15 protein-coding genes are annotated in these 18,696 nt (G+C 68.7%); 9 read left to right on the top strand and 6 right to left on the bottom strand.

The features are described 5' to 3' along the window. The first annotated feature begins 58 nt into the window (after window positions 1-58). Window positions 59-655 carry an arsinothricin resistance N-acetyltransferase ArsN1 family B gene (locus tag B4589_RS13820; RefSeq protein WP_079234814.1) on the top strand — a complete coding sequence of 199 codons (597 nt, stop codon included), beginning with the start codon at window positions 59-61 and terminating at the stop codon, window positions 653-655. 85 nt (window positions 656-740) lie between these two features. Here B4589_RS13820 and B4589_RS13815 read toward each other — a convergent pair whose 3' ends face one another. The 4 genes from B4589_RS13815 to B4589_RS13800 all read right to left on the bottom strand — a co-directional run bounded on the left by B4589_RS13815 (window position 741) and on the right by B4589_RS13800 (window position 3,872). Beyond that, window positions 741-1,541, bottom strand: a complete 801-nt coding sequence (locus B4589_RS13815) for a trans-aconitate 2-methyltransferase (protein WP_079234813.1) — start codon at window positions 1,539-1,541, stop codon at window positions 741-743. Window positions 1,542-1,580: 39 nt separating this feature from the next. Further along, window positions 1,581-2,240, bottom strand: coding sequence for an HVO_0476 family zinc finger protein (locus B4589_RS13810; protein ID WP_079234812.1), 660 nt, complete (start codon window positions 2,238-2,240; stop codon window positions 1,581-1,583). A 70-nt stretch (window positions 2,241-2,310) separates the two neighbouring features. Beyond that, the gene (locus B4589_RS13805; protein ID WP_079234811.1) at window positions 2,311-3,018 is read right to left on the bottom strand and encodes a helix-turn-helix domain-containing protein; all 708 of its coding nucleotides are present in this window, start codon (window positions 3,016-3,018) and stop codon (window positions 2,311-2,313) included. A 407-nt stretch (window positions 3,019-3,425) separates the two neighbouring features. Next, the gene (locus B4589_RS13800) at window positions 3,426-3,872 is read right to left on the bottom strand and encodes an NYN domain-containing protein (protein ID WP_079234810.1); all 447 of its coding nucleotides are present in this window, start codon (window positions 3,870-3,872) and stop codon (window positions 3,426-3,428) included. Window positions 3,873-4,036: 164 nt separating this feature from the next. On the opposite strand from B4589_RS13800, the gene B4589_RS13795 reads away from it, so the two are divergent. The 5 genes from B4589_RS13795 to B4589_RS13775 all read left to right on the top strand — a co-directional run bounded on the left by B4589_RS13795 (window position 4,037) and on the right by B4589_RS13775 (window position 10,929). Beyond that, entirely contained in the window at window positions 4,037-5,632 is a 1,596-nt protein-coding gene (locus B4589_RS13795; RefSeq protein ID WP_079234809.1) for a S8 family peptidase, read from the top strand. A gap of 167 nt (window positions 5,633-5,799) precedes the next feature. Next, window positions 5,800-8,184, top strand: a complete 2,385-nt coding sequence (locus B4589_RS13790) for an amino acid permease (RefSeq protein ID WP_079234808.1) — start codon at window positions 5,800-5,802, stop codon at window positions 8,182-8,184. Window positions 8,185-8,233: 49 nt separating this feature from the next. After that, window positions 8,234-9,121 carry a rhomboid family intramembrane serine protease gene (locus B4589_RS13785; protein ID WP_079234807.1) on the top strand — a complete coding sequence of 296 codons (888 nt, stop codon included), beginning with the start codon at window positions 8,234-8,236 and terminating at the stop codon, window positions 9,119-9,121. Between the two features lie 3 nt (window positions 9,122-9,124). Continuing rightward, window positions 9,125-10,030 (top strand): endonuclease V, encoded by a 906-nt coding sequence (locus B4589_RS13780; RefSeq protein ID WP_255246097.1) that lies wholly within the window; start codon window positions 9,125-9,127, stop codon window positions 10,028-10,030. Between the two features lie 68 nt (window positions 10,031-10,098). Further along, window positions 10,099-10,929 carry an SDR family oxidoreductase gene (locus B4589_RS13775; protein ID WP_079234806.1) on the top strand — a complete coding sequence of 277 codons (831 nt, stop codon included), beginning with the start codon at window positions 10,099-10,101 and terminating at the stop codon, window positions 10,927-10,929. 458 nt (window positions 10,930-11,387) lie between these two features. Here B4589_RS13775 and B4589_RS13770 read toward each other — a convergent pair whose 3' ends face one another. Next, window positions 11,388-12,500 carry a TRC40/GET3/ArsA family transport-energizing ATPase gene (locus B4589_RS13770; RefSeq protein WP_079234805.1) on the bottom strand — a complete coding sequence of 371 codons (1,113 nt, stop codon included), beginning with the start codon at window positions 12,498-12,500 and terminating at the stop codon, window positions 11,388-11,390. 89 nt (window positions 12,501-12,589) lie between these two features. On the opposite strand from B4589_RS13770, the gene B4589_RS13765 reads away from it, so the two are divergent. Next, the gene (locus B4589_RS13765; RefSeq protein WP_079234804.1) at window positions 12,590-13,234 is read left to right on the top strand and encodes a TVP38/TMEM64 family protein; all 645 of its coding nucleotides are present in this window, start codon (window positions 12,590-12,592) and stop codon (window positions 13,232-13,234) included. A gap of 605 nt (window positions 13,235-13,839) precedes the next feature. Here the strand turns inward: B4589_RS13765 and gpmI are convergent. Beyond that, a complete protein-coding gene (gpmI, locus tag B4589_RS13760) occupies window positions 13,840-15,369 on the bottom strand; it encodes a 2,3-bisphosphoglycerate-independent phosphoglycerate mutase (RefSeq protein ID WP_079234803.1) in 1,530 nt (509 codons plus the stop codon). Window positions 15,370-15,456: 87 nt separating this feature from the next. On the opposite strand from gpmI, the gene B4589_RS13755 reads away from it, so the two are divergent. Further along, window positions 15,457-17,727, top strand: coding sequence for a hypothetical protein (locus tag B4589_RS13755; protein ID WP_079234802.1), 2,271 nt, complete (start codon window positions 15,457-15,459; stop codon window positions 17,725-17,727). Between the two features lie 131 nt (window positions 17,728-17,858). Next, window positions 17,859-18,521 carry an ArsR family transcriptional regulator gene (locus tag B4589_RS13750; RefSeq protein ID WP_079234801.1) on the top strand — a complete coding sequence of 221 codons (663 nt, stop codon included), beginning with the start codon at window positions 17,859-17,861 and terminating at the stop codon, window positions 18,519-18,521. The last annotated feature ends 175 nt before the right edge of the window (window positions 18,522-18,696 follow it).

The raw sequence follows: 18,696 nt of genomic DNA, 5'->3' as shown, positions 1-18,696 counted from the left end.
GCGGACGATCCGCGCTCGCGACCACAGAGTTATGCGGTTCTTGCCCGTCCAGGCAGCTATGGCTGTCACCGTCCGGGCCGCCGCTCCGGCGGACGCGACGGCGATCCGCGACATCTATGCGCCACTCGTCGAGGAGACCCACGTCAGCTTCGAGACCGAACCGCCCTCGGTCGAGTCGATGCGGTCGCGGCTGCGGGAGACGCTCGAACGGTTCCCGTGGCTGGTCTGTGAGTACGAGGACGAGGTCGTCGGCTACGCCTACGCCGGGCCGCACAACGACCGACCCGCGTACCAGTGGGGCGTCAACGTGTCCGTCTACGTCGACGCGCAGCGGCGACGGAACGGGGTCGCTCGCGGGCTCTACGAGTCCCTGTTCGCACTGCTCCGGCGACAGGGCTACTACCGGGCCTACGCGGTCATCGCACTCCCGAACCCTGCGAGCGTCGAGCTCCACGAGTCGATGGGGTTCGAACGCGTCGGCGTGTACGAGGCTGCGGGGTACAAACACGGCGAGTGGCACGACGTCGGCCACTGGGAGTCCGCACTCCAGCCGCCGGACCCGGCCCCCGACCCGCCGACGCCGTTCGACCAGCTCGGGGAGACCGACGACGTCGCGGACGCACTCCGTCGCGGGGAGGCATCGATTCGTCTCTAGTTCGAGCGCGGCGAGTTCGGGTGTTCGGACGTCGCTCGGGCGGAACGCGTCGAAGTAGCCGGAAGCAGCGCGGGCGCGCAGCGCGCTATCGCTCGCCGGCGACGACGCTCGTCTCCGCTTCCTCCTCGTAGGGCTGCTCGTACGCCTGCAGCGCGGCGCGCACGTCCGCCTCGAACTGTTCGCGGTCGTCGCCGAGCACCGCCGGCGAACAGAACGAAAGCGAGAGCAGGTAGCCGACGACGCCGTCTGCGTCCCACTCGCGGTCGAGCTCGAACGTTCGCTCCTCGGCGTCCGTGAAGCCGTGCGCTTCGAGCGTCTCGTCCCACGGATCGTCGTACTCCACGGGGCCAGTCCGTTCGGGCGGATCGTCGAGATACTCGTCGACGACCGCGTACACTGCGGTCTGCCACTCCGCCGTTCCGCGCGCGAGCCACTCCGTGTCGCTGAGGAGCGCGACGCCGCCGCCGGTCTCGCATATCTCGTAGAGCGTGTCGAGCGTCCGCTCCTGATCCATCCAGTGGAACGCCCGGCCCATCACGGTCAGTCGGAGGGGGGCGAGTTCGTCCGCCATCTCGGGGAGGTCGGCGTCGCTCCCCACTCGCCAGTCGGTGTTCTCGGCATCCACGACCGCGGCGCGCTCCCGGGCGTACTCGATCATCGTCTCGTTCGGATCGACACCCACGATCTCGCCGACGTGCGGTGCCAGCGCGACGCCGAGGCGGCCGGTGCCACAGCCGAGGTCGAGCAGGCGGCCGGTGCCGTCGAGGGCGAACCGCTCCCGGAGGTACTCGATCGCCCGGTCGTCGTACGCCGGACGATAGACGGCGTACTGCTCGGCGGTCGTCGCGAAGCGTTCGGCCGGATCGTCCGTATCGTCGTCGCTCATTGGTCGGAACGACCGAACGCGTCGGAGAAATCGTTTCCGCTACCAGGCCGACCAGGCGCTGGTCTTCTCGTCGCGGCCGAAGACGCGCTTGACGTCCTTCGCGAACGCGAGGTCGCCCTCGTGATCGAGCTTCTTGTGCCGGTAGTCGTCCGCGACGGCGTCCCGGAGCTGGAGGCTGTCGACCGTGAACTCGTCGTCGCCGAACTCGTAGCTCTTGCCGACGACGAACTCGAAGTCGCCGGGGACGAACACCTTCGTGCTGCGGGACTGCTCGTTGCGCCCGTCGCCCTCCTTGGGGTGGATGGTGACGTTGACGCCGACGTTGTCGACGACGCGGGTCCAGACCGTCTCCACTTCGTCCATGTCGGCGTGTTCGGTGCGGCGCTCGGGCCCGACCTCGATGCTCGTGACCTCGACCTGCTGGATCGCCGCCTCCGTCTCCACGACGAACTCGTCGCCGGCCTCGATCTCTTCCTCGCTCTCGGCGTCGAGGGTAGTCTTGTACGAGTCGCCGTCCTGCGAGACCACCACGTCGACGGTGATCTCGTCGGGCGTCTCGATCGTCTCCTTGTGGACGTGGCCACACTCCGTACAGCGAACCGTCGACTGCCCGCCCGGCGAAAGTACCTCGTGGACCGTCTGCTCGCGGGGCGAGCAGGACGGACAGGGGAGGGGGACGCGCTCGGCTGAGTCGCTCATACCCGTGGTTCCCGTTCGAGCGGTTTAAGCCCGTGTTTTCGCGGGGCAGCGTGACAGGGACCGCCGTGGCTCAGGGCAGCGCGCGCAGATCCGCGAGCATCCCGTCGAGATCCTTCGTCGACGCCGCCAGCGAGAACCCGTCCCGCTTCGCGAGCGCGGGCGCGTGATCCCACACGTCGTCGGGCTCGATCCCGTGGAGCACGACGGCGTTCGGCGTCGGCGTCAGCACGCGCAGCGCCACCAGCGGCGACTCGCCGCGCGTGACCTCCGTAAAGACGAGCGCGCGGTCGGTCGACTCGCCGTAGAGGCGGTAGAACTCCTCGCTGGAGAGGCGGGTGATCGCCTCGATACTGTCGATGACGGTGTGGCCGTTGACGCTCTCGGCGCCGCCGTCGGCGAGCTCGGTCGCGCCGGTGGCCGCGTAGAACTCGTCCATCGGCACCGAGCGGGCGTACTCCCGGAGGTCGAGCACGATGTCGCTCTCGAACCCCGCGGTCACGACGCGGGCGTACTGGCGGATGTGTGCGCCGCCGCGGGCGGCGTCGATAGCGAGCAGCCCCTCGACGAGGCGGCGGACGACGCCGATGCCGGGGCTCTCCCGCCGGCCGCTCTCGTAGTCGGAGACGACCGACGAGGAGACGCCGAGCTCTTCCGCGAGGGCTGTCTGGGACACCTCGAAGTCGGTGCGCCACTTCCGCAGCGTCGCGCCGGGGTCGTCGGAGAGCACGACCTCGCCGGCGATCCGGCGGGCGAGTCGGCGCTCTGCGTTCTCTGTCACGGCTCTGGGTGGGTGGGGGACTGAGAAAGGCGTATCGGAGCGGTTCTTCTTCGTCCACAGGTTTTCGAGCTTTCGAACTCCCTCGTGTTCGACTGACTGGGTCAGCAACACCGTGAAAGCCCCTGGCTGCTCCGGTCGGGGGGCTCGCTACGCTCCTCGCTTCGCTCCGGTGCTTGCGTCGCCCGCCTTCCCGGAGCAGCCAGCCCCTTTCAGTCCCGCCCGCACAGCCCACGAACCTCCCCAACCGACTCACTCGCTCACGTCCGTTCGCTCGTTCGTCCTCCGAGAGAGCAAGCTCTCTCGTGCCCTCGTTCGCTCCGCTCACGAGGACCTCGCGCTGAGGCGCGGCCGTCGCCGCTCGCGCTTCGCGCCACCGCACAGCCAATCAGAATCCGCAGAGAATCAGCCTACTCCTCCAGCGTCACGCTCTCGTCCGCCGTGCTCCGCAGCGCGTCCGAACGCCCGTGGCTCCCCGGCGCGATCGCCAGCGTCCGCACACCTTCCCGGCCCGCCAGCTCCAGCGCGGGCTTGAAGTCCGTGTCCCGCGACGCGATCGCGATCGTCCGGACGCGGTTCCGGAGCACGAACTCGGAGACGTCGACGGCGAGTTTCACGTCGACGTCGCCGCTGGTGGTGATCACCTCGAACCCGTGGGCCTCCGCCGCCCGGATCAGACTCCCCGGCGCCTGCTCGTTCAGGTAGAGCCGCGCCGTGACGACCCGGCCCGACGCCGCCGCGGCCGCGCGCACGTCGTCCAGATCCACGTCGAACTCCTCGCGCAACACGTTCGGCCCGTCAACGAACAGCGCGACCCCCTCGCGCCGATCGCCGAACAGCCGCCCCAGCCAGTCCATATCCGTCCCTGCGCCCGCCCCGGGATATCGCTTCCGGGAACCGGTGATCACCCCTGATTCTGATGATCGAACGCCACGGAAGGGAACTATTTACTCCCCAAAAAGAAATATCCATGCTATACCGATAGTAATATATATCCGATCCTCAGTTATGATAGCGCGCCATGTTAAACGGTGACGAGACACAGCGAGGACGGCGAAGCGTTCTGAAAGGTATCGGCGCGCTGGGCGCCGCCGCGGGGTTCGCGGGCGTGAGCTCCGCGACGCCGGGTCGTGGTGCCGGGCCGAAGAAGGAGGAGATCCTGGTCGGCGTCTCCGCGACGGCCGACAACACCGAGCAGGCAGTCACGAGTGCCGTGCCGGGCAACGCCGAAGTCGTCCACACCAACGAGACGCTACAGTACGTCGCGGTGGAGTTCCCGAGTCAGGCCGCCGACGTCGCGAAGGAGAACTTCATCGAGGCGGTCACGAAGAAAGACCACGTCAAGTACGCCGAGGAGAACGCGACCTACGAGTCGCTCGCGACGCCGAACGACCCGCAGTTCGGCAGCCAGTACGCGCCCGAGCAGGTGAACGCGCCGTCGGCGTGGGACACCACGTTCGGCAGTTCGGACGTGACGATCGCCGTCGTCGACACCGGCGCACAGTACGACCACCCGGATCTCGCGGGCAACTACGCCTCGGACCCCGGGCGTGACTTCGCCGACGGCGACTCCGACCCGGCGCCGGACGACACACAGACCGAGTACCACGCGACCCACGTCTCCGGCTGTGCGGCCGCGGTCGTCGACAACGACACTGGCGTCGCCGGCCAGGGGAACTCCACGCTGATCAACGGCCGCGCGCTGGACGAGAGCGGCCGCGGCTCCACCGCCGACATCGCGGACGCGGTCCAGTGGGCCGCCGACCAGGGCGCCGACGTGATCAACCTCAGCCTCGGCGGCGGCGGGTACACCGAGACGATGAAGAACGCGGTGAGCTACGCCACCAACAACGGCGCGCTCGTCGTCGCAGCGGCGGGGAACAACGGCTCCGCGTCGGTCTCCTACCCCGCGGCGTACTCGGAGTGTCTCGCGGTCTCGGCGGTCGACGACAGCGAGAACCTCGCGTCGTTCTCCCAGTACGGCGACTCGGTCGAACTCGCCGCGCCGGGCGTCGACGTGTACTCGACGACGACGGGGGCCCGCGGGAGCTACGAACAGCTCTCGGGCACCTCGATGGCCTGTCCGGTGGTCTCCGGCGTCGCCGGCCTCGCGCTCGCCCAGTGGGACCTCTCGAACGCCGACCTGCGGAACCACCTCAAAAACACGGCCGCCGACATCGGCCTCCCGGAGAGCCAGCAGGGCAGCGGGCAGGTCGACGCCGCGGCGGCGGTCACCACCGAACCCGGCAGCGACGACGGTGACGATGGTGACGACGGGGGCGACGGCGGCGACGGCGACTCCACCTCGGCCTCCGTCAGCGGGAGCCTCACGGGGTACTGGGACTACGACGACTACAGCTACGCGTGGAGCTACGACAGCCCCTCGCAGGTCGTGATCGAACTCGACGGCCCCGCGGACGCCGACTTCGACCTCTACGTCAACACGGGGACCACGCAGAACGCGTCGCCGAACGACTACGACTACGCCTCCTACACCGCGAACAGCCAGGAGACGGTCGTGATCGACAGCCCCGACGACTCCACGGAGCTCCAGATCGACGTGGACTCCTACACCGGGTCGGGGAGCTACACAGTGACGGTGACGGAGTACCGGTAACGCCACAGTCGACCCGACCGCAGCACGGTCGGCGGACGGGTTAGATATCCGTCATGCCGTCCGCCACCCGATGGATTTTTTCCTCGCTACCTGAGGATTAGTGGTATGTTCGTGACGCCACGAGACGTGGCTCATGCCGCCGCCCCCGATCGAACGGGTGGTCTAACGTGGTAGAGCGCACTCGTACGCTTGGCTTCCGTGTCGCGTTCGCGCTGGGGCTGGGGACGATGATCGCAGCGGGGATCTTCTCGCTGTCCGGGACCGCAGTCTACCGGATCGGATCCAGCGCCGTCATCGCCTTCGTGATCGCGGCGCTAGTCGCGAGCATCACCGCCGCGGCGTACTCGGAGTTCGCGTCGATCTACTCCGAGAACGGCGGCGGCTACCTGTTCTCCTCCCGGACGTTCGAGGACCGGGACCTGTTGACCTACGCGATCGGCGCGTCGCTGTTCCTGGGGTACACGGGAACGACCGCCTTCTACCTCGCGACGATGGACGAGTGGTTCTTCCTGTTCATCCTCCCGGAGTCGGTCGGATCGGTGCTCCCCCACGGAAGCGTCGGCATCGCCGCCGCAGTCCTTCTCGGAACGCTGAACGCCCGCGGGACCGAGGAGTCCGGCACCTTCCAGGTCGTCGTCACGGCGGCGAAGGTGGCGGTGCTGTTCGTGTTCATCGGCGGCGCGATCCAGTTCGCCGGGCCGAGCCAGGCGACGGCGACGTTCACGGGCGGCTTCGGCAGCGTGATCGGCCAGTCGACCGACATCCTCTCGGTGGCCGCGCTGGCCTTCATCACGTTCTTCGGCTTCTCGGCGATCGCGGCCTCGGCCGGCGAGATCATCGACCCGAAGAACACGGTGCCGAAAGCGATCGCGGCTTCGATCGTCACGGTCACCGTGCTGTACACGTTCGTCATCATCGCGATGGTGAACACCCCCGAAACCATCGCGGGCCAGCCACGCGGCGAGGTGCTGCAGGCCGGCGAAACCGCGATGGGGAAAGTCGCAGCCGCGTTCCTCGGCCCGTTCGGCCAGCTGCTGATCGTCGCGGGCGCGGTGTTCTCGATGGTGTCGGCGTCGAACGCGTCGATCCTTGCGGCCTCGGGGATCGGCTCGCTGATGGGGCGGCAGGGCGACGCCCCCCGGAAGTTCTCCCGCATTCATCCCGACTACGGGACGCCCTTTTTCTCGGTCTGGAGCGCGACGGCCGTCATCGCGGGGCTGATCTTCGTGTTCATCACGCTGTTCGGTCACCACGGGCTGCTCGGGCAGATACTCGTCCCGTCGTTCAGCCTCGACCCGCTCTCGGTGGGGCTCCAGTGGGCGGCGCTCGGTCTGAACCCGCTGACCGGGTTCGCGACGTTCAACCTCCTCATACCGCTGTCGGTGGTCAACATCGCGCTGATCTACTCGCGGCGGAACGACTCCGACCTCACCCGGGGGTTCGAGATGCCGCTCGTCCCGTACCTGCCGATCCTCGGCGTGATCGCCAATCTCGCGCTGGTGTACAAGCTGCCGACGCTCGGCGTGATCATCGGCATCGGGCTCACGCTGCTGGTCGTCGTCGCCTACCTGCTCTGGGGTGGCGCCCCCGAGGCCGACGAACTGGTCGAGGAGGCCGCGAGCGAGCGGCAGGTGGTCGGCTCCATCGGCGACGGCGGGCAGGGCCACGCGCTCCCGAGCGTCGACGACCGCTTCACGGTGCTGGTACCGATCAACAGGCTGGATCGGGCGGTCGACCACGCGCGCCTGGCCGCCCGGATCGGCGAGCTCCACGACGGGACGCCGGTCGTGAAAGTGCTCAACACGGTGAACGTCCCCGACCAGGCGGACTCCACCGCGTTCCTCGACACGGCCGAGGAGCGGATGCGCGAGCTCGAATCCGACCTCGCGGAGATCGAGGGCGACGTGTCGGCGGACCTGCTCGCGGAGGGGCATGTCTCGAAGGACGTCGCGTTCGACATCCTCCAGACCGCCCGCGACGACGAGGTCGACCGGATCCTGATGGGGATCCCCGAGGACAACCCCCACATCACCGAGAAAGTCGAGTACGAGGCGCCGTGTGACACGCTGTTCGTCGGGGGGTGGGGCGACACGCCGGAGGATCTCTCGCGGGTCACCATCGGCGCCGGCGGCGGCCCCCACCACAACGCGCTGCTGGATCTGGCCGAACGGCTGGCCGACGTGGGGAGCCGGATCGACGTGGTCAGCGTCGAACCCGAGGGCGAGAGCGGGATGGCCGAGGACGTCGAGCCGACGCTCGCGGTGTTCGACGACGACGAGGACGTCCACGTTCACACGCTCACGGGCGAGAACATCGCGGCGACGCTGGTCGACCAGGCGGCCGAGCACGACGCGACGCTGGTCGTCGGCGCGAGCCGGACGCGGTTCCTGCGCCAGTGGGTGTTCGGCTCCACCACCGACCGCGCGGTGTCGCTGGCCGAGGAGCGGGGCGTGCCGGTGATCGTCTACGCGACCGCGGCGGCCGGCGGCTACCGGGGCCGGATCGGTGAGGCGCTGTTCGCGCCGTACCGCTACCTGCGCAAGCATCTGTAGCGGGCCGAGAGCCCCAGACCTATTAGCCGCCCCCGCCAACCCCGGCGTAATGGCGACCTGCGACGAGTGTGGCAAGCAAGAGAACATGCCGTACGAGTGCCGACGGTGTGGCGGCTCGTTCTGTGCGGAACACCGGCTCCCGGAGAACCACGACTGCCCGGGGCTGGAGTGGGACGACCCCGTCGGTGTGTTCAACCAGGCCGAGGAGCGTGACACCAGTACGGGCCGCGGGGGCGGACTCGGCGTCCGCGAGCGCGCCCGGTCGCTCTGGCGGAGCTACGTCCGGAACAACGCGACGTTCGTGCTCCTGCTGCTGATGTGGGTCACGTGGGTGATCCAGCTCGGGCTCCGGGCGTTCGGGATGGACGGCGTCGAGAGCGCGCTGTTCGTCCTGCAGTCGAGCCACCCGGAGTACGTCTGGACGTGGGTCACGTCGGTGTTCGCCCACGGCGGCATCGTCCACATCGCGGCCAACAGCATCGGGATCTTCTTCTTCGGCCAGGTGGTCGAGCGCCGGATCGGCACCAAGCGCTTCGTCGGACTGTTCCTCGTCTCCGGCGCCGCCGCCGGCCTCGCCCAGATCGGCGCGACGATGCTGCTCGTCGGCCCGAACGTCTCCGTCGGCGTGCTCGGCGCCAGCGGCGCGCTGCTGGCGATCATGGGCGTGCTCACCATCCTGAACCCCGGGCTGACGGTGTACCTCTACTTCTTCATCCCGGTACCCATCTGGCTACTCACGATCGGGTTCGCCGCGTTCAGCCTCCTGTCGGGGTTCGGCGCCTTCCAGGGCGGCGGGAACGTCGCCCACTGGGCCCACCTCGCCGGGCTGGCGATCGGCCTCGTCTACGGCACCTACATCCAAGGGCAGGTCGACCCGCCCCAGCGGCTCCAGTTCGGTGGCGGCGGCGGTCCCGGCCGCGGCGGCGGGCGGTTCTGAGCCGTGGAGCTCGCCCACCCGGAGTTCCGGCCCGATCCCGAACTCTCCCGTGAAGAGATGGAGGCGCTCCAGCGTGAGATCGCCGACGCCGCGACGTTCACCGACGACCTGCCGTTCGACCCCGACACGGTGGGCGTGGACGGCCCCGTCGAGGCCGACAGCACCGGCAACGAGCGGCTCGGCAGCAGCGACGCGCCGGTGATCGTCGGCATCGATCAGGCGTTCCTCGACGAGCGCGCGGTGTCGGCGATCGTGGCGATCCAGGACGGCACCGTGATCGAGCGAACCCACGCGGTGACGCCGCTCGAGATTCCCTACATCCCGGGGCTGCTCGCGTTCCGCGAGGGCGGACCGATCCTCGCGGCGTTCGAGGAACTCGCCGTCGATCCCGACCTCGCGGTGTTCGACGGCTCGGGCCGGATCCACTTCCGGCAGGCCGGCATCGCGACCCACGTCGGCGTCGCGCTGGACCTGCCGAGCATCGGCGTCGCGAAGAGCCTCCTCTGTGGGACGCCCCGGGAACCGACGGACGATCGGCCCGCGGGCTGGTCGACGCCGATCGAGTCAGGGGAGAGCGTGGTCGACCGGCGGGAGACCACGGAGAAGCGAACGGAGCGGGACCGAAGGTCCCGCAGGAAGCCGGCGGCAAGGCCGCCGGCGACGGGGAGTGAAACGACCCGCGAGCAGGACGTCGAGGCACCGGAGGGAACCGTGATCGGCCACGCCTACCAGTCCCGGCAGTGGGACCGAGCCCAGTCGATCAACCCGCTCTACGTCTCGCCCGGACACCGCGTCTCGGCGGCGACGACGGTCCAACTGGTCGACGCGCTGTGTGCGGGGTACAAGCTGCCGGAGCCGACGCGGCTGGCGGATCGGTACGCCGACGACGTGAAGGCGGAGTACGAGTAGCTCGCGACCGCTCGCTCTCTCGGCCCTGTTTGCTCACACTTAACCCTCGGCCGACCAACGGCGTAATCATGCGACCGGAGACGGTGTTGATCACTGGCTGTTCGTCGGGCATCGGCCGCGCCACCGCCGAGGCGTTCCTCGACGACGGCTGGACGGTGTACGCGACCGCCCGGGACCCCGACGATATCGACGGCCTGGGCGAGCACGAGAACTGCGTGGTCGACGAACTCGACGTGACCGACGACAGCGACGTGCGCAACGTCGTGAACCGGATGCTCCGCAACGAGGACCGGATCGACTGCCTGGTCAACAACGCGGGGTACGCCCAGTTCGGTCCGACCGAGGAGGTGCCCGTGGAGGCCGTCGAGGACCAGTTCGCGGTGAACGTCTACGGCCCGCACCGCCTCACGCGGGCGGTGCTGCCGCACATGCGCGAGGCCGGGGCGGGGACGGTCGTGAACCTCTCCTCGGTCGCCGGGCGGGTGTCGGTGCCCGGCGGCGGCGCCTACGCGGGGTCGAAGTTCGCGCTGGAGGCGATGACCGACGCGCTGCGCTGGGAGGTCGAGGGCCACGACATCGACGCCGTGCTGGTCGAACCCGGCCCGGTGCGGACGCAGTTCGACGAGCGGGCGGACGAGGAGACCGACCGCACCGAGCGCACCGGCGCCTACGAGTGGTTCTGGTCGGCGTTCGAGGACACCGAGGCGCTGGGGGGTGGCGGTCCGGGGGCGGTCGAACCCGAGGACGTGGCGACGACGATCGTCGACGCCGCAAACCTCACGAACCCGCCCGCACGGATGCCCGTGGGGACCGTCGCGGAGCTGCTGGTGAAGACGCGGTTCCTGCCGGATTCGGTGCGGGATCTGGCGGTGCGGTTCGCGCGGAAGCGGTTCGCGTAAGCAAGTCGTTAGGTCGTTTCTCTGTTCGTTCTCCGTGGTGACTGTGTCGCAGGGGGAGTCGGTTCGTTTGGTCGTGGTTTGGTGGCTCGTTAGCAACCGCGAGCAGCAACAGCAGGAGTATCGTTGGCCACTTGTGACCGCAACCGCCCCGCACAGTCCTCACACCTCCCCAGCCGACTCGTTCCTTCGCTGGCGCTCAGTCACTCGTCCCTCGCGCTGACTCGCGGACGGAGCCGCTCGCGTCTCGCGCCGACAGTCGCGGCAGTACGGTGGCGGTGGACGCCTCGCGGGCGCGACCGTCGCGCCCGCGGGGGGAGGGGTGGGGACTCCGGGCTGTGCCGAGCCTCGTGCTCGGCACTCTGCGGTCACAAGTGGTCTAGCATCGAGATGCTGTTGCGGTCGCAGTAGCAGTCGGCTACCCAGTCACAGAAAAGCCAGAAACCACACTCACCAACGAATCAGTCCAGACACGCCGCAACGACCCGCAACGCCGCCTCACCGCGCACGTCGTCGGCCAGCAGCGGCACGCGCTTCACGTCCCGCCCGCGGTACAGGTCGCTCGCCCGGCCCAGCGCGTCCTGCTGCACGTTCCATCGTCGCTGGCAGAACTCACAGTCCTCCAGGCTCGGCGTAACGATCCAGTCGTCGGCGATATCGTCCAGATCCGCCACGTCGGCGGGGTCCTCCATCACGCGGTTGACGACGAGCGTGCTCACGGGGATGTCGAACTCGTCAAGCCTGTTTACGAGCCGTTCGGACTCGGTGACGCTCATCGTCTCGGGCACCATCACGACCCGGAAATCCGTGCGCTCGGGGTCCCGGAGCAGCGTGCGCAGGCGCTCGATGCGCTCCTTGAGTTCGTCGAGGTCCTCGCGGCCCGCCGCGTCGTCGCCCTCGCCGCCGCCGAACATCCCCTTGATGCCGTCCATCATCCCCGAGAACTGCTGGCGGAGCTTCATCATCCGGCCGACCATCGTGTCGAGCATCTCCGGCAGCTGGAGCAGGCGCAGCGTGTGGCCCGTCGGCGCCGTGTCGACGACGACGCGGTCGAACCGCGGATCGTCCATGTGCTCGATCAGCTTCTGCATCGCCGCGGCCTCGTCGGCGCCGGGCATCGTGCCCCCGAGCAGGGACTCCATCCCCGCGCCCTCGCCGAGCATCCCCGCGATGTCGCCGACCGGCCCCTCCTCCTGCTGGGCGGCGAAAAACCCCTCCTCCATCGCGGCGTCGGGATCGATCTCGACGCCCCACAGCGGCACGTCCTCGCGGAGTCGGCTGGGCTGGGCCGGGATGTCGACGTCCAGCGTGTCCGACAGCGAATGCGCGGGGTCGGTCGAAACCACGAGCGTCTTCGTCCCGGCCGCGGCGGAGGCTAGCGCCGTCGCCGCCGCGCAGGTGGTCTTGCCGACGCCGCCTTTGCCGCCGTAGAGGACGTACTCCGGCGCGTCCACGCTCTCGGGGAGGGCAGTCTCGACGTCGATCGTCTCCGGGGCGTCGTGGCCGGACGACTCCACGTCGACTGACTCCTCGTCCTCGACGGAGTCGACCGGCTCCACGTCGATCTCGCTCATTGCCGGGTCTGGACGGCGAGGACTTGTGTGTCTCTCGGTCCGGGGACGCCGACCACAAGCCCCATCGCCCTCGACCCTGGAGGACGACTGTGCAGCGACGTACTCGCGCGGCGATAGGGGTCGCGGTCCTCCTCGCCGTCGGCCTCGGCGCCGCGCTCACCTCGCCGCGGTGGCTGCTCTCGCGGCTGGACTGGCTGGCGGCGGACCCGTTGCGGTTCGGCGCCGCGCTGGTCGCGCTGGCGCTGATCCGCCCGCTGCTCGCCTGGCCGACCACGCTGATCGCGGTCGTCGTCGGCTACGGCTGGGGGCTGCGCGGGCTCCCGGTCGCGCTGGCGCTGATCGCGCTCACCAGCGTGCCGCCGTTCCTGCTCGCCCGACGCTCAGCCGACGGCGGGCGGTTCGCGATCGCGGGCGCGAGAGCCGTCGACGCGACCGGCGACCTGCGGAGCGTGATCGTCAGTCGCCTACTCCCGGCACCCTCGGACGTCGTCTCGGTCGGCGTCGGCCTCTCGGGCGTCCCCCTGCGGGCGTTCGTCGTGGGCACAGCGATCGGCGAACTCCCGTGGGCCGTCGCGGGCATCGTCGCCGGACAGTCGATCGAGCGCGTGCTCCGAGAGGGGCTGGGCGCCGTGATCGACCCACAGCTGATCCTCGCGGCCGGCGTCGCGGCCGTGCTCCTGCTGGCCGGGCCGGCATACCGCCACTTCCGAGATCGGCCGAACGAACTCGGCTGAACCGGCTTTGTTGAAACCTCACCAGCTAATAGGTGTAGTGCCCGACTCGCAAAGTACAGACCGATCACTCTGAGCGGTCAATACAGACTATCGATGTAATCTATATCGTATTATTGGAAAAGGTGTATCCCAATAGAATCCAGATGGGTGGAAAGCGCAATCCCAACTCCAGCACCTATTGATATTTTTATGGATGTCTGCCAAGATTGTTCAGTAACGCCGAAATAGAGTAACCCAACAGGAATGGACACGAGAATAGCGGCAACCCAGTCAGGCAGGTACTGATATAGGTCTATCCAGAGGTAAAAAACGAGAGTACTGACACCTCCAAAGAAAGCCAAGATTCGATTCCACCGAAACTCGGACCAGTCTAATCCGTCAAATGGAGTATCATCACCAAGAAGGTCACGCTTGGAGGGCATAGTACAACGTCCGCTTTAATTCATATGTACCTTTCGTAGGGGGATTTCCCGTTTTAATGTGCTATGTAGACCGAATTAGGGGCTTCAACGGCCTAACTCTCTGATAAATAGGCAACCCCACTTACCGGCTGTTTCATCGCAGTCCGTGTCTGACCAAGAGGACTTCAACAGCGCCGCTGGACCCTACTCGAACAGCGACTCGCCGGTCATCACGTCGGGCTGCTCCATTCCCAGCAGCGAGAGGATCGTCGGCGCCACGTCGGGCAGCGAGCCACCGTCGCGGATCGTCCGCCCATCAGCGTCGCCGTCGGGCGAAACGTAGATCACCGGGACGGGGTTGAACGTGTGGGCGGTGTGGGGGGATTCGGGTGTTCCCATGTCGTCTGCGTTGCCGTGGTCGGCGGTCACGAGCAGGTGTGCGCCCGCGTCGGCGAGGGTCTCCGCGAGGCGGCCGAGTTCGCGGTCAACCGCCTCCACCGCTTCCACGGCGGCGTCGAAGTCACCGGTGTGGCCCACCATGTCCGGGTTCGCGTAGTTGAGGACGAGCGCGTCCGGGTGAGGCTCGTCGTCCGCGATCGCCGCGACGGCGGCGTCGGTCACCTCCGGCGCCGACATCTCGGGCTGGAGGTCGTACGTTGCCACGTCCGGCGAGGCGACGATCCGGCGCGTCTCCCCCGGGAACGGCGACTCCCGGCCGCCGTTGAAGAAGTAGGTGACGTGGGGCTCCTTCTCGCTCTCGGCGACCCGCAGCTGGGCCATCCCCGCGTCGGCCCACAGCTCCCCCAGCGTCTCGTCGGGGTCGTTGGGTGGGAACGCGACCGGGAACGGGTACGTCTCCTCGTAGCGGGTCATCGTCGTCAGCCGGATATCGGGGCGGTCGAGGTCGAACGGCCAGCCGTCGGTGTTCACGCCGCCGAGGAGGCGACAGAGCTGCCGGGTGCGGTCGGCCCGGAAGTTGAACGAGATCACCGAGTCGCCGTCTTCCAGTGCTGGACCGCCCGCGATAAGCGTCGGTTCGACGAACTCGTCGGTGTCGCCGCGCTCGTAGCTCTCCGCGACCGCGGCCACCGCGGAGTCGGTTTCGTATCGTGCCTCACGATTTACGATGGCGTCGTACGTCTCCCTGGTGCGCTCCCAGTTGTGGTCGCGGTCCATCGCGTAGTACCGCCCCGTGACGGTGGCGACGTGGCCAGTTCCGTGCTCATCGATCACCTCTTGGAGGTCGCCGAGGAACTCGACGCCGCTCTCGGGCGGCGTGTCCCGCCCGTCGGTGAACGCGTGGGTGACGGCGTCGACGCCGCGTTCGGCCGCGAGTTCGATCAGCGCGTGGAGGTGGGCCTGATCCGAGTGGACGCCGCCGTCGCTGACGAGGCCCGCGAAGTGGACGCGGCCGTCGTTCTCGGCGGCGTGGGCGAACGCGTCGGTGATCGCGTCGATCTCACCCAGTTCGCCGTCGTCGATGGCGTCGTTGATCCGGGTGTAGGGCTGTTTGACCACCCGGCCCGCGCCGAGGTGGGTGTGGCCGACTTCGCTGTTGCCCATCTGTCCCTCGGGGAGGCCGACCCGGCGGCCGTGGGCGATCATCGCTCCGAACGCGCCCGCCTCGCGGAGCGCATCGAAGTTCGGCGTCGCGGACGCGCCGACGGCGTCCTGACCGGCTTGATCGTCGGGGGCAAGCCCCCAGCCGTCGAGCACCACGAGTGCTGCGTCCATGCGAGAGAGGTGGGGAGGGCGGTGTATCACGCCTTCGGTGGCAGCCAAAGACACATACCCCTCCGCGGTGAATCGCGCCCAACGACCGTGGACCTCGACAGCCTCGGCAGACGTCGCCTCCTCTCGTTGCTCGCCGGCGGTGGTGTGGCGACGGCCGGCGGCGCGTACCTGTTCACCGGCGGCCCGCCAGCCGAAACCGAATCGCTCGGCGACGAGGAGTCCCGACGGCTGGCAGAGGCCCACGCGCCGACGCTGTACTACGGCGCCCGCGAGCAGTGGCCCGCCACGGACCCACGCGAGTACGAGAGCGAGCAGGACGGCGAAACTGTCGTCGACGGGTTCGACGCGCTCGACGGGTACAGCGCCGACGCCCGCGAGAACGACTACCCCCATCCGACGGTGTTCTACCACGCGGTGGACTACCCGGACTCGCCGCTGTCCTGCGTGCAGTTCTGGATCTACTCGGCGTTCGACCAGTTCACGACCAACTTCCACTGGCACGACTGGGAGGTGTTACACGTGTTCGTCGACCGCTCCGCGGAGGGAACCGGGACCGACGGCGGAGGGTCGCCGACAGCGACCACGGGCGAGCCGGTGCTGTTCGTCGCCTCGGCGCACTCCCGGAAGGTGCCGAACAACGAGCATCTCGACCCGGACGTGGCGCGGGCGTCGATCATCAGCGAGGTCGGCTCCCACTCCAGCACGCTCGGGGTGAACGCCCGGCCGACGACGTTCCAGCGCACCCCGGTCGACGGTCTCGCCGCGGACATCAGCAACGACCCCGTGGAGGTGATCACCGGCGAGGCGTCGCTCCCGCTCGCGTACGGGCTCCCCCGGGACGAGGGGCTGGTGCTCCCCTACGCCGTCCCGGAGTACGACGGCGACCCGCTCCCGGACCACGAACGACTGCCGAACGTCCGCCCGGCGGACCTGATCCCGGCGGAACTCACCGTCGACACGTTCGACGAACTCGCGAGCCCGCCCGACGACATCCCGAAACGCGAGGGGGACGTGGCGTTCGTCCCGGACGTTCGCGCCGAGGCGAACGCCGAGATCGACGCGCGCTACGAACTCGCGGACGTGGAGGAGATCCAACACATCGACGCGTTCACCGGTCCACAGCTGAGTTTCAGCTTCACCGTCCCCGAGTTCGTCGAGGACGCCGTCTCGGGCCACATCACCACCGTCGGCGTGCCGTGGGGGCAGCCACGGTTCACCAACCCCGAGACCGACATCAGCGACCCCCAGCACCGCGCGGCGATGGCGGACCGATACGAGCCGATCGAGAGCGGGGGCGACGTGAGCCGGATCCTGGGCGCCGTCCGGGAGACGACCGGCGCCGACGACGCGCCGGGGAGCAACGGCGTCGCGCTGGTTACCCCTTCGATCGAGACGGTCGCGCTACTGGAGAGCGATCCGGAAGCGGTTCCCTCGTTCTCGGGCGTCGTCGCCGTCGAGAACCCGGGGGAGGGCGACCACCGACTCACTGTCAACGGCGCGGGGATGGCACCCTACGGCGAGCGCCTGACCCACGAGGGCGGCACGACCCGTGCCGGCGTCGAGGGGGCGATCCCGATGAGCGCGAACGAGGACGCCGTGAAGATCCGCGGAGAAACCGCCGAGGGGACGACGCTCGCGTCGGTGTCGCTCGACGACGACTTCGCCGGCCCGGTGTACGACGGCCGGCCCCCGGGGGAGGAGGGGTTCGGCATCTACGCCCACCGCGACGGCGCCTACACCGCCGAGATCCGCGACGAGTCGGGGGAGCAGGGGGCGATCAGGGTCAACCCGAACGCCGACGACGAGACGGTCGAGCTCTCGGGGATCGAGACGGGGAAGCTCGCGCTGATCGAGTTCCTGCTCCGGTATCTGGTGGAAACCCATCTGCAGGTGCGTGCGTTCCGGGACGACGGCGCTGACGCCGTCGACGACGTTCCCACGGGGCGGAACATCGACGCGGACACCGTCGACGACGCCGTCGCGACCGCCCACGAGAACGCCGGCGATCTGGTCGACGACGTCGGCGACGCAGTCGGGGGGCTACTCGACGACGAGGAGAGCGACGACGGTGACGACGAGGGTGGCGGAAACGGCAACCCCGGACGGGGTGTCGCCGGCGTGGTACGAGCAGTCGACGCCGCGCTGCTGGTCGCCGTCGCCGCCCGGGCGGCCGCCCGCGACGGGCGAGAGGAGGATGCCGACAGTCGGCTCGAGGATCTCGACTCGCGGCTCGCGGCGTTCGCGGAGCGGGACGGGAACGAGGGGCTGCCCAGGGAACTGCGGGCGTTCGTGACTCGACGAGCCGAGCGGATCCAGCCACGCATCGACGCGGCGATCGCGGCGGAGCTGGACGGGTAGCCGGTCGGTCTCGCGTCCGCCCGGAGTCCGCGCCGGACGGTGGCTGACCCGCCGCCGGCCACCGTTTTCCCGGTCGACAGTCGAGTCGACGAGTGAGACAGCCTTTTTGCTCCCTGCCGCCAAGCGCGTCTATGGACTCGGCGGTACTGCTGAACCTTTTGGGTAACGAGAACCGCCGGCGTATCCTGCGGCTGCTCTCGCACAAGTCCTGTTACGTCACGGAGATCAGCGAGTACCTCGGTGTGAGCCCGAAGGCGGTGATCGACCACCTGCGGAAGCTGGAGGAGGCCGGGCTGGTCGAGAGCCACACCGACGACCAGCGGCGGAAGTACTTCCACATCGCCCGCGCGGTCCGGCTGGAGGTCAGCGTCTCGCCGCACAGCTTCGGCGCCAAGAGCGCCTACCCGGCGAGTCGCGGTCTCGACATGGCCGGGCGCTGCACGCATCTGGAGATCGACATCGACGACCAGCCCGAGGGCGACGGGCTGGACGGGCTGGCAAAGGAGTTCGACCGACTCCAAAGCCTCGAACGCGAGCTCTCGCTGGCCCAACGCTGGGTCGACGGCCGGCTGAACGAGGTGCTCGACCGCCTCAACGGCCACATCGGCGCGGAGGCCGACTCGCGGTTCTACGCCGCGGTGCTGTCGGCGGTCGTCACCACCGACGGGTCGCTCCAGGCGATCACCGAGGAGATCGACGCCGACGCCGGCGCGGTCGAGGACGCACTGGAGCAGCTGACCGAGCGGGGGTTGTTGCGCGAAGTCGACGAAGCGGGCGAGTGGGAGCTGGCGTAGGGGTTGTTGAATCGCGTTCGTTGATTCTGTCGAGCGATTGCTGGTGGGTTTCTGTTGGTGTGTTTGCCGTTCGGTGAATGTTCTGTCGACTGCTACCGCGACGGCGACAGCATCTCGATGCTTGACCACTTGTGACCGCAACGTGCCGGACACGAGGTCCGGCACTGTGAAGGAT

Origin of the sequence: Halolamina sp. CBA1230 (assembly GCF_002025255.2) — an archaeon.
In the GTDB taxonomy this organism is placed as follows: Archaea; Halobacteriota; Halobacteria; order Halobacteriales; family Haloferacaceae; genus Halolamina.
This window is presented reverse-complemented; position numbering and strand designations above follow the sequence as displayed.

Coding starts and splice junctions, on each gene's coding strand:
- B4589_RS13820 (WP_079234814.1), top strand. CDS start 59: ATGGCTGTCACCGTCCGGGCCGCCGCTCCGGCGGACGCGACGGCGATC.
- B4589_RS13815 (WP_079234813.1), bottom strand. CDS start 1,541: ATGAGCGACGACGATACGGACGATCCGGCCGAACGCTTCGCGACGACC.
- B4589_RS13810 (WP_079234812.1), bottom strand. CDS start 2,240: ATGAGCGACTCAGCCGAGCGCGTCCCCCTCCCCTGTCCGTCCTGCTCG.
- B4589_RS13800 (WP_079234810.1), bottom strand. CDS start 3,872: ATGGACTGGCTGGGGCGGCTGTTCGGCGATCGGCGCGAGGGGGTCGCG.
- B4589_RS13795 (WP_079234809.1), top strand. CDS start 4,037: ATGTTAAACGGTGACGAGACACAGCGAGGACGGCGAAGCGTTCTGAAA.
- B4589_RS13785 (WP_079234807.1), top strand. CDS start 8,234: ATGGCGACCTGCGACGAGTGTGGCAAGCAAGAGAACATGCCGTACGAG.
- B4589_RS13775 (WP_079234806.1), top strand. CDS start 10,099: ATGCGACCGGAGACGGTGTTGATCACTGGCTGTTCGTCGGGCATCGGC.
- B4589_RS13770 (WP_079234805.1), bottom strand. CDS start 12,500: ATGAGCGAGATCGACGTGGAGCCGGTCGACTCCGTCGAGGACGAGGAG.
- gpmI (WP_079234803.1), bottom strand. CDS start 15,369: ATGGACGCAGCACTCGTGGTGCTCGACGGCTGGGGGCTTGCCCCCGAC.
- B4589_RS13750 (WP_079234801.1), top strand. CDS start 17,859: ATGGACTCGGCGGTACTGCTGAACCTTTTGGGTAACGAGAACCGCCGG.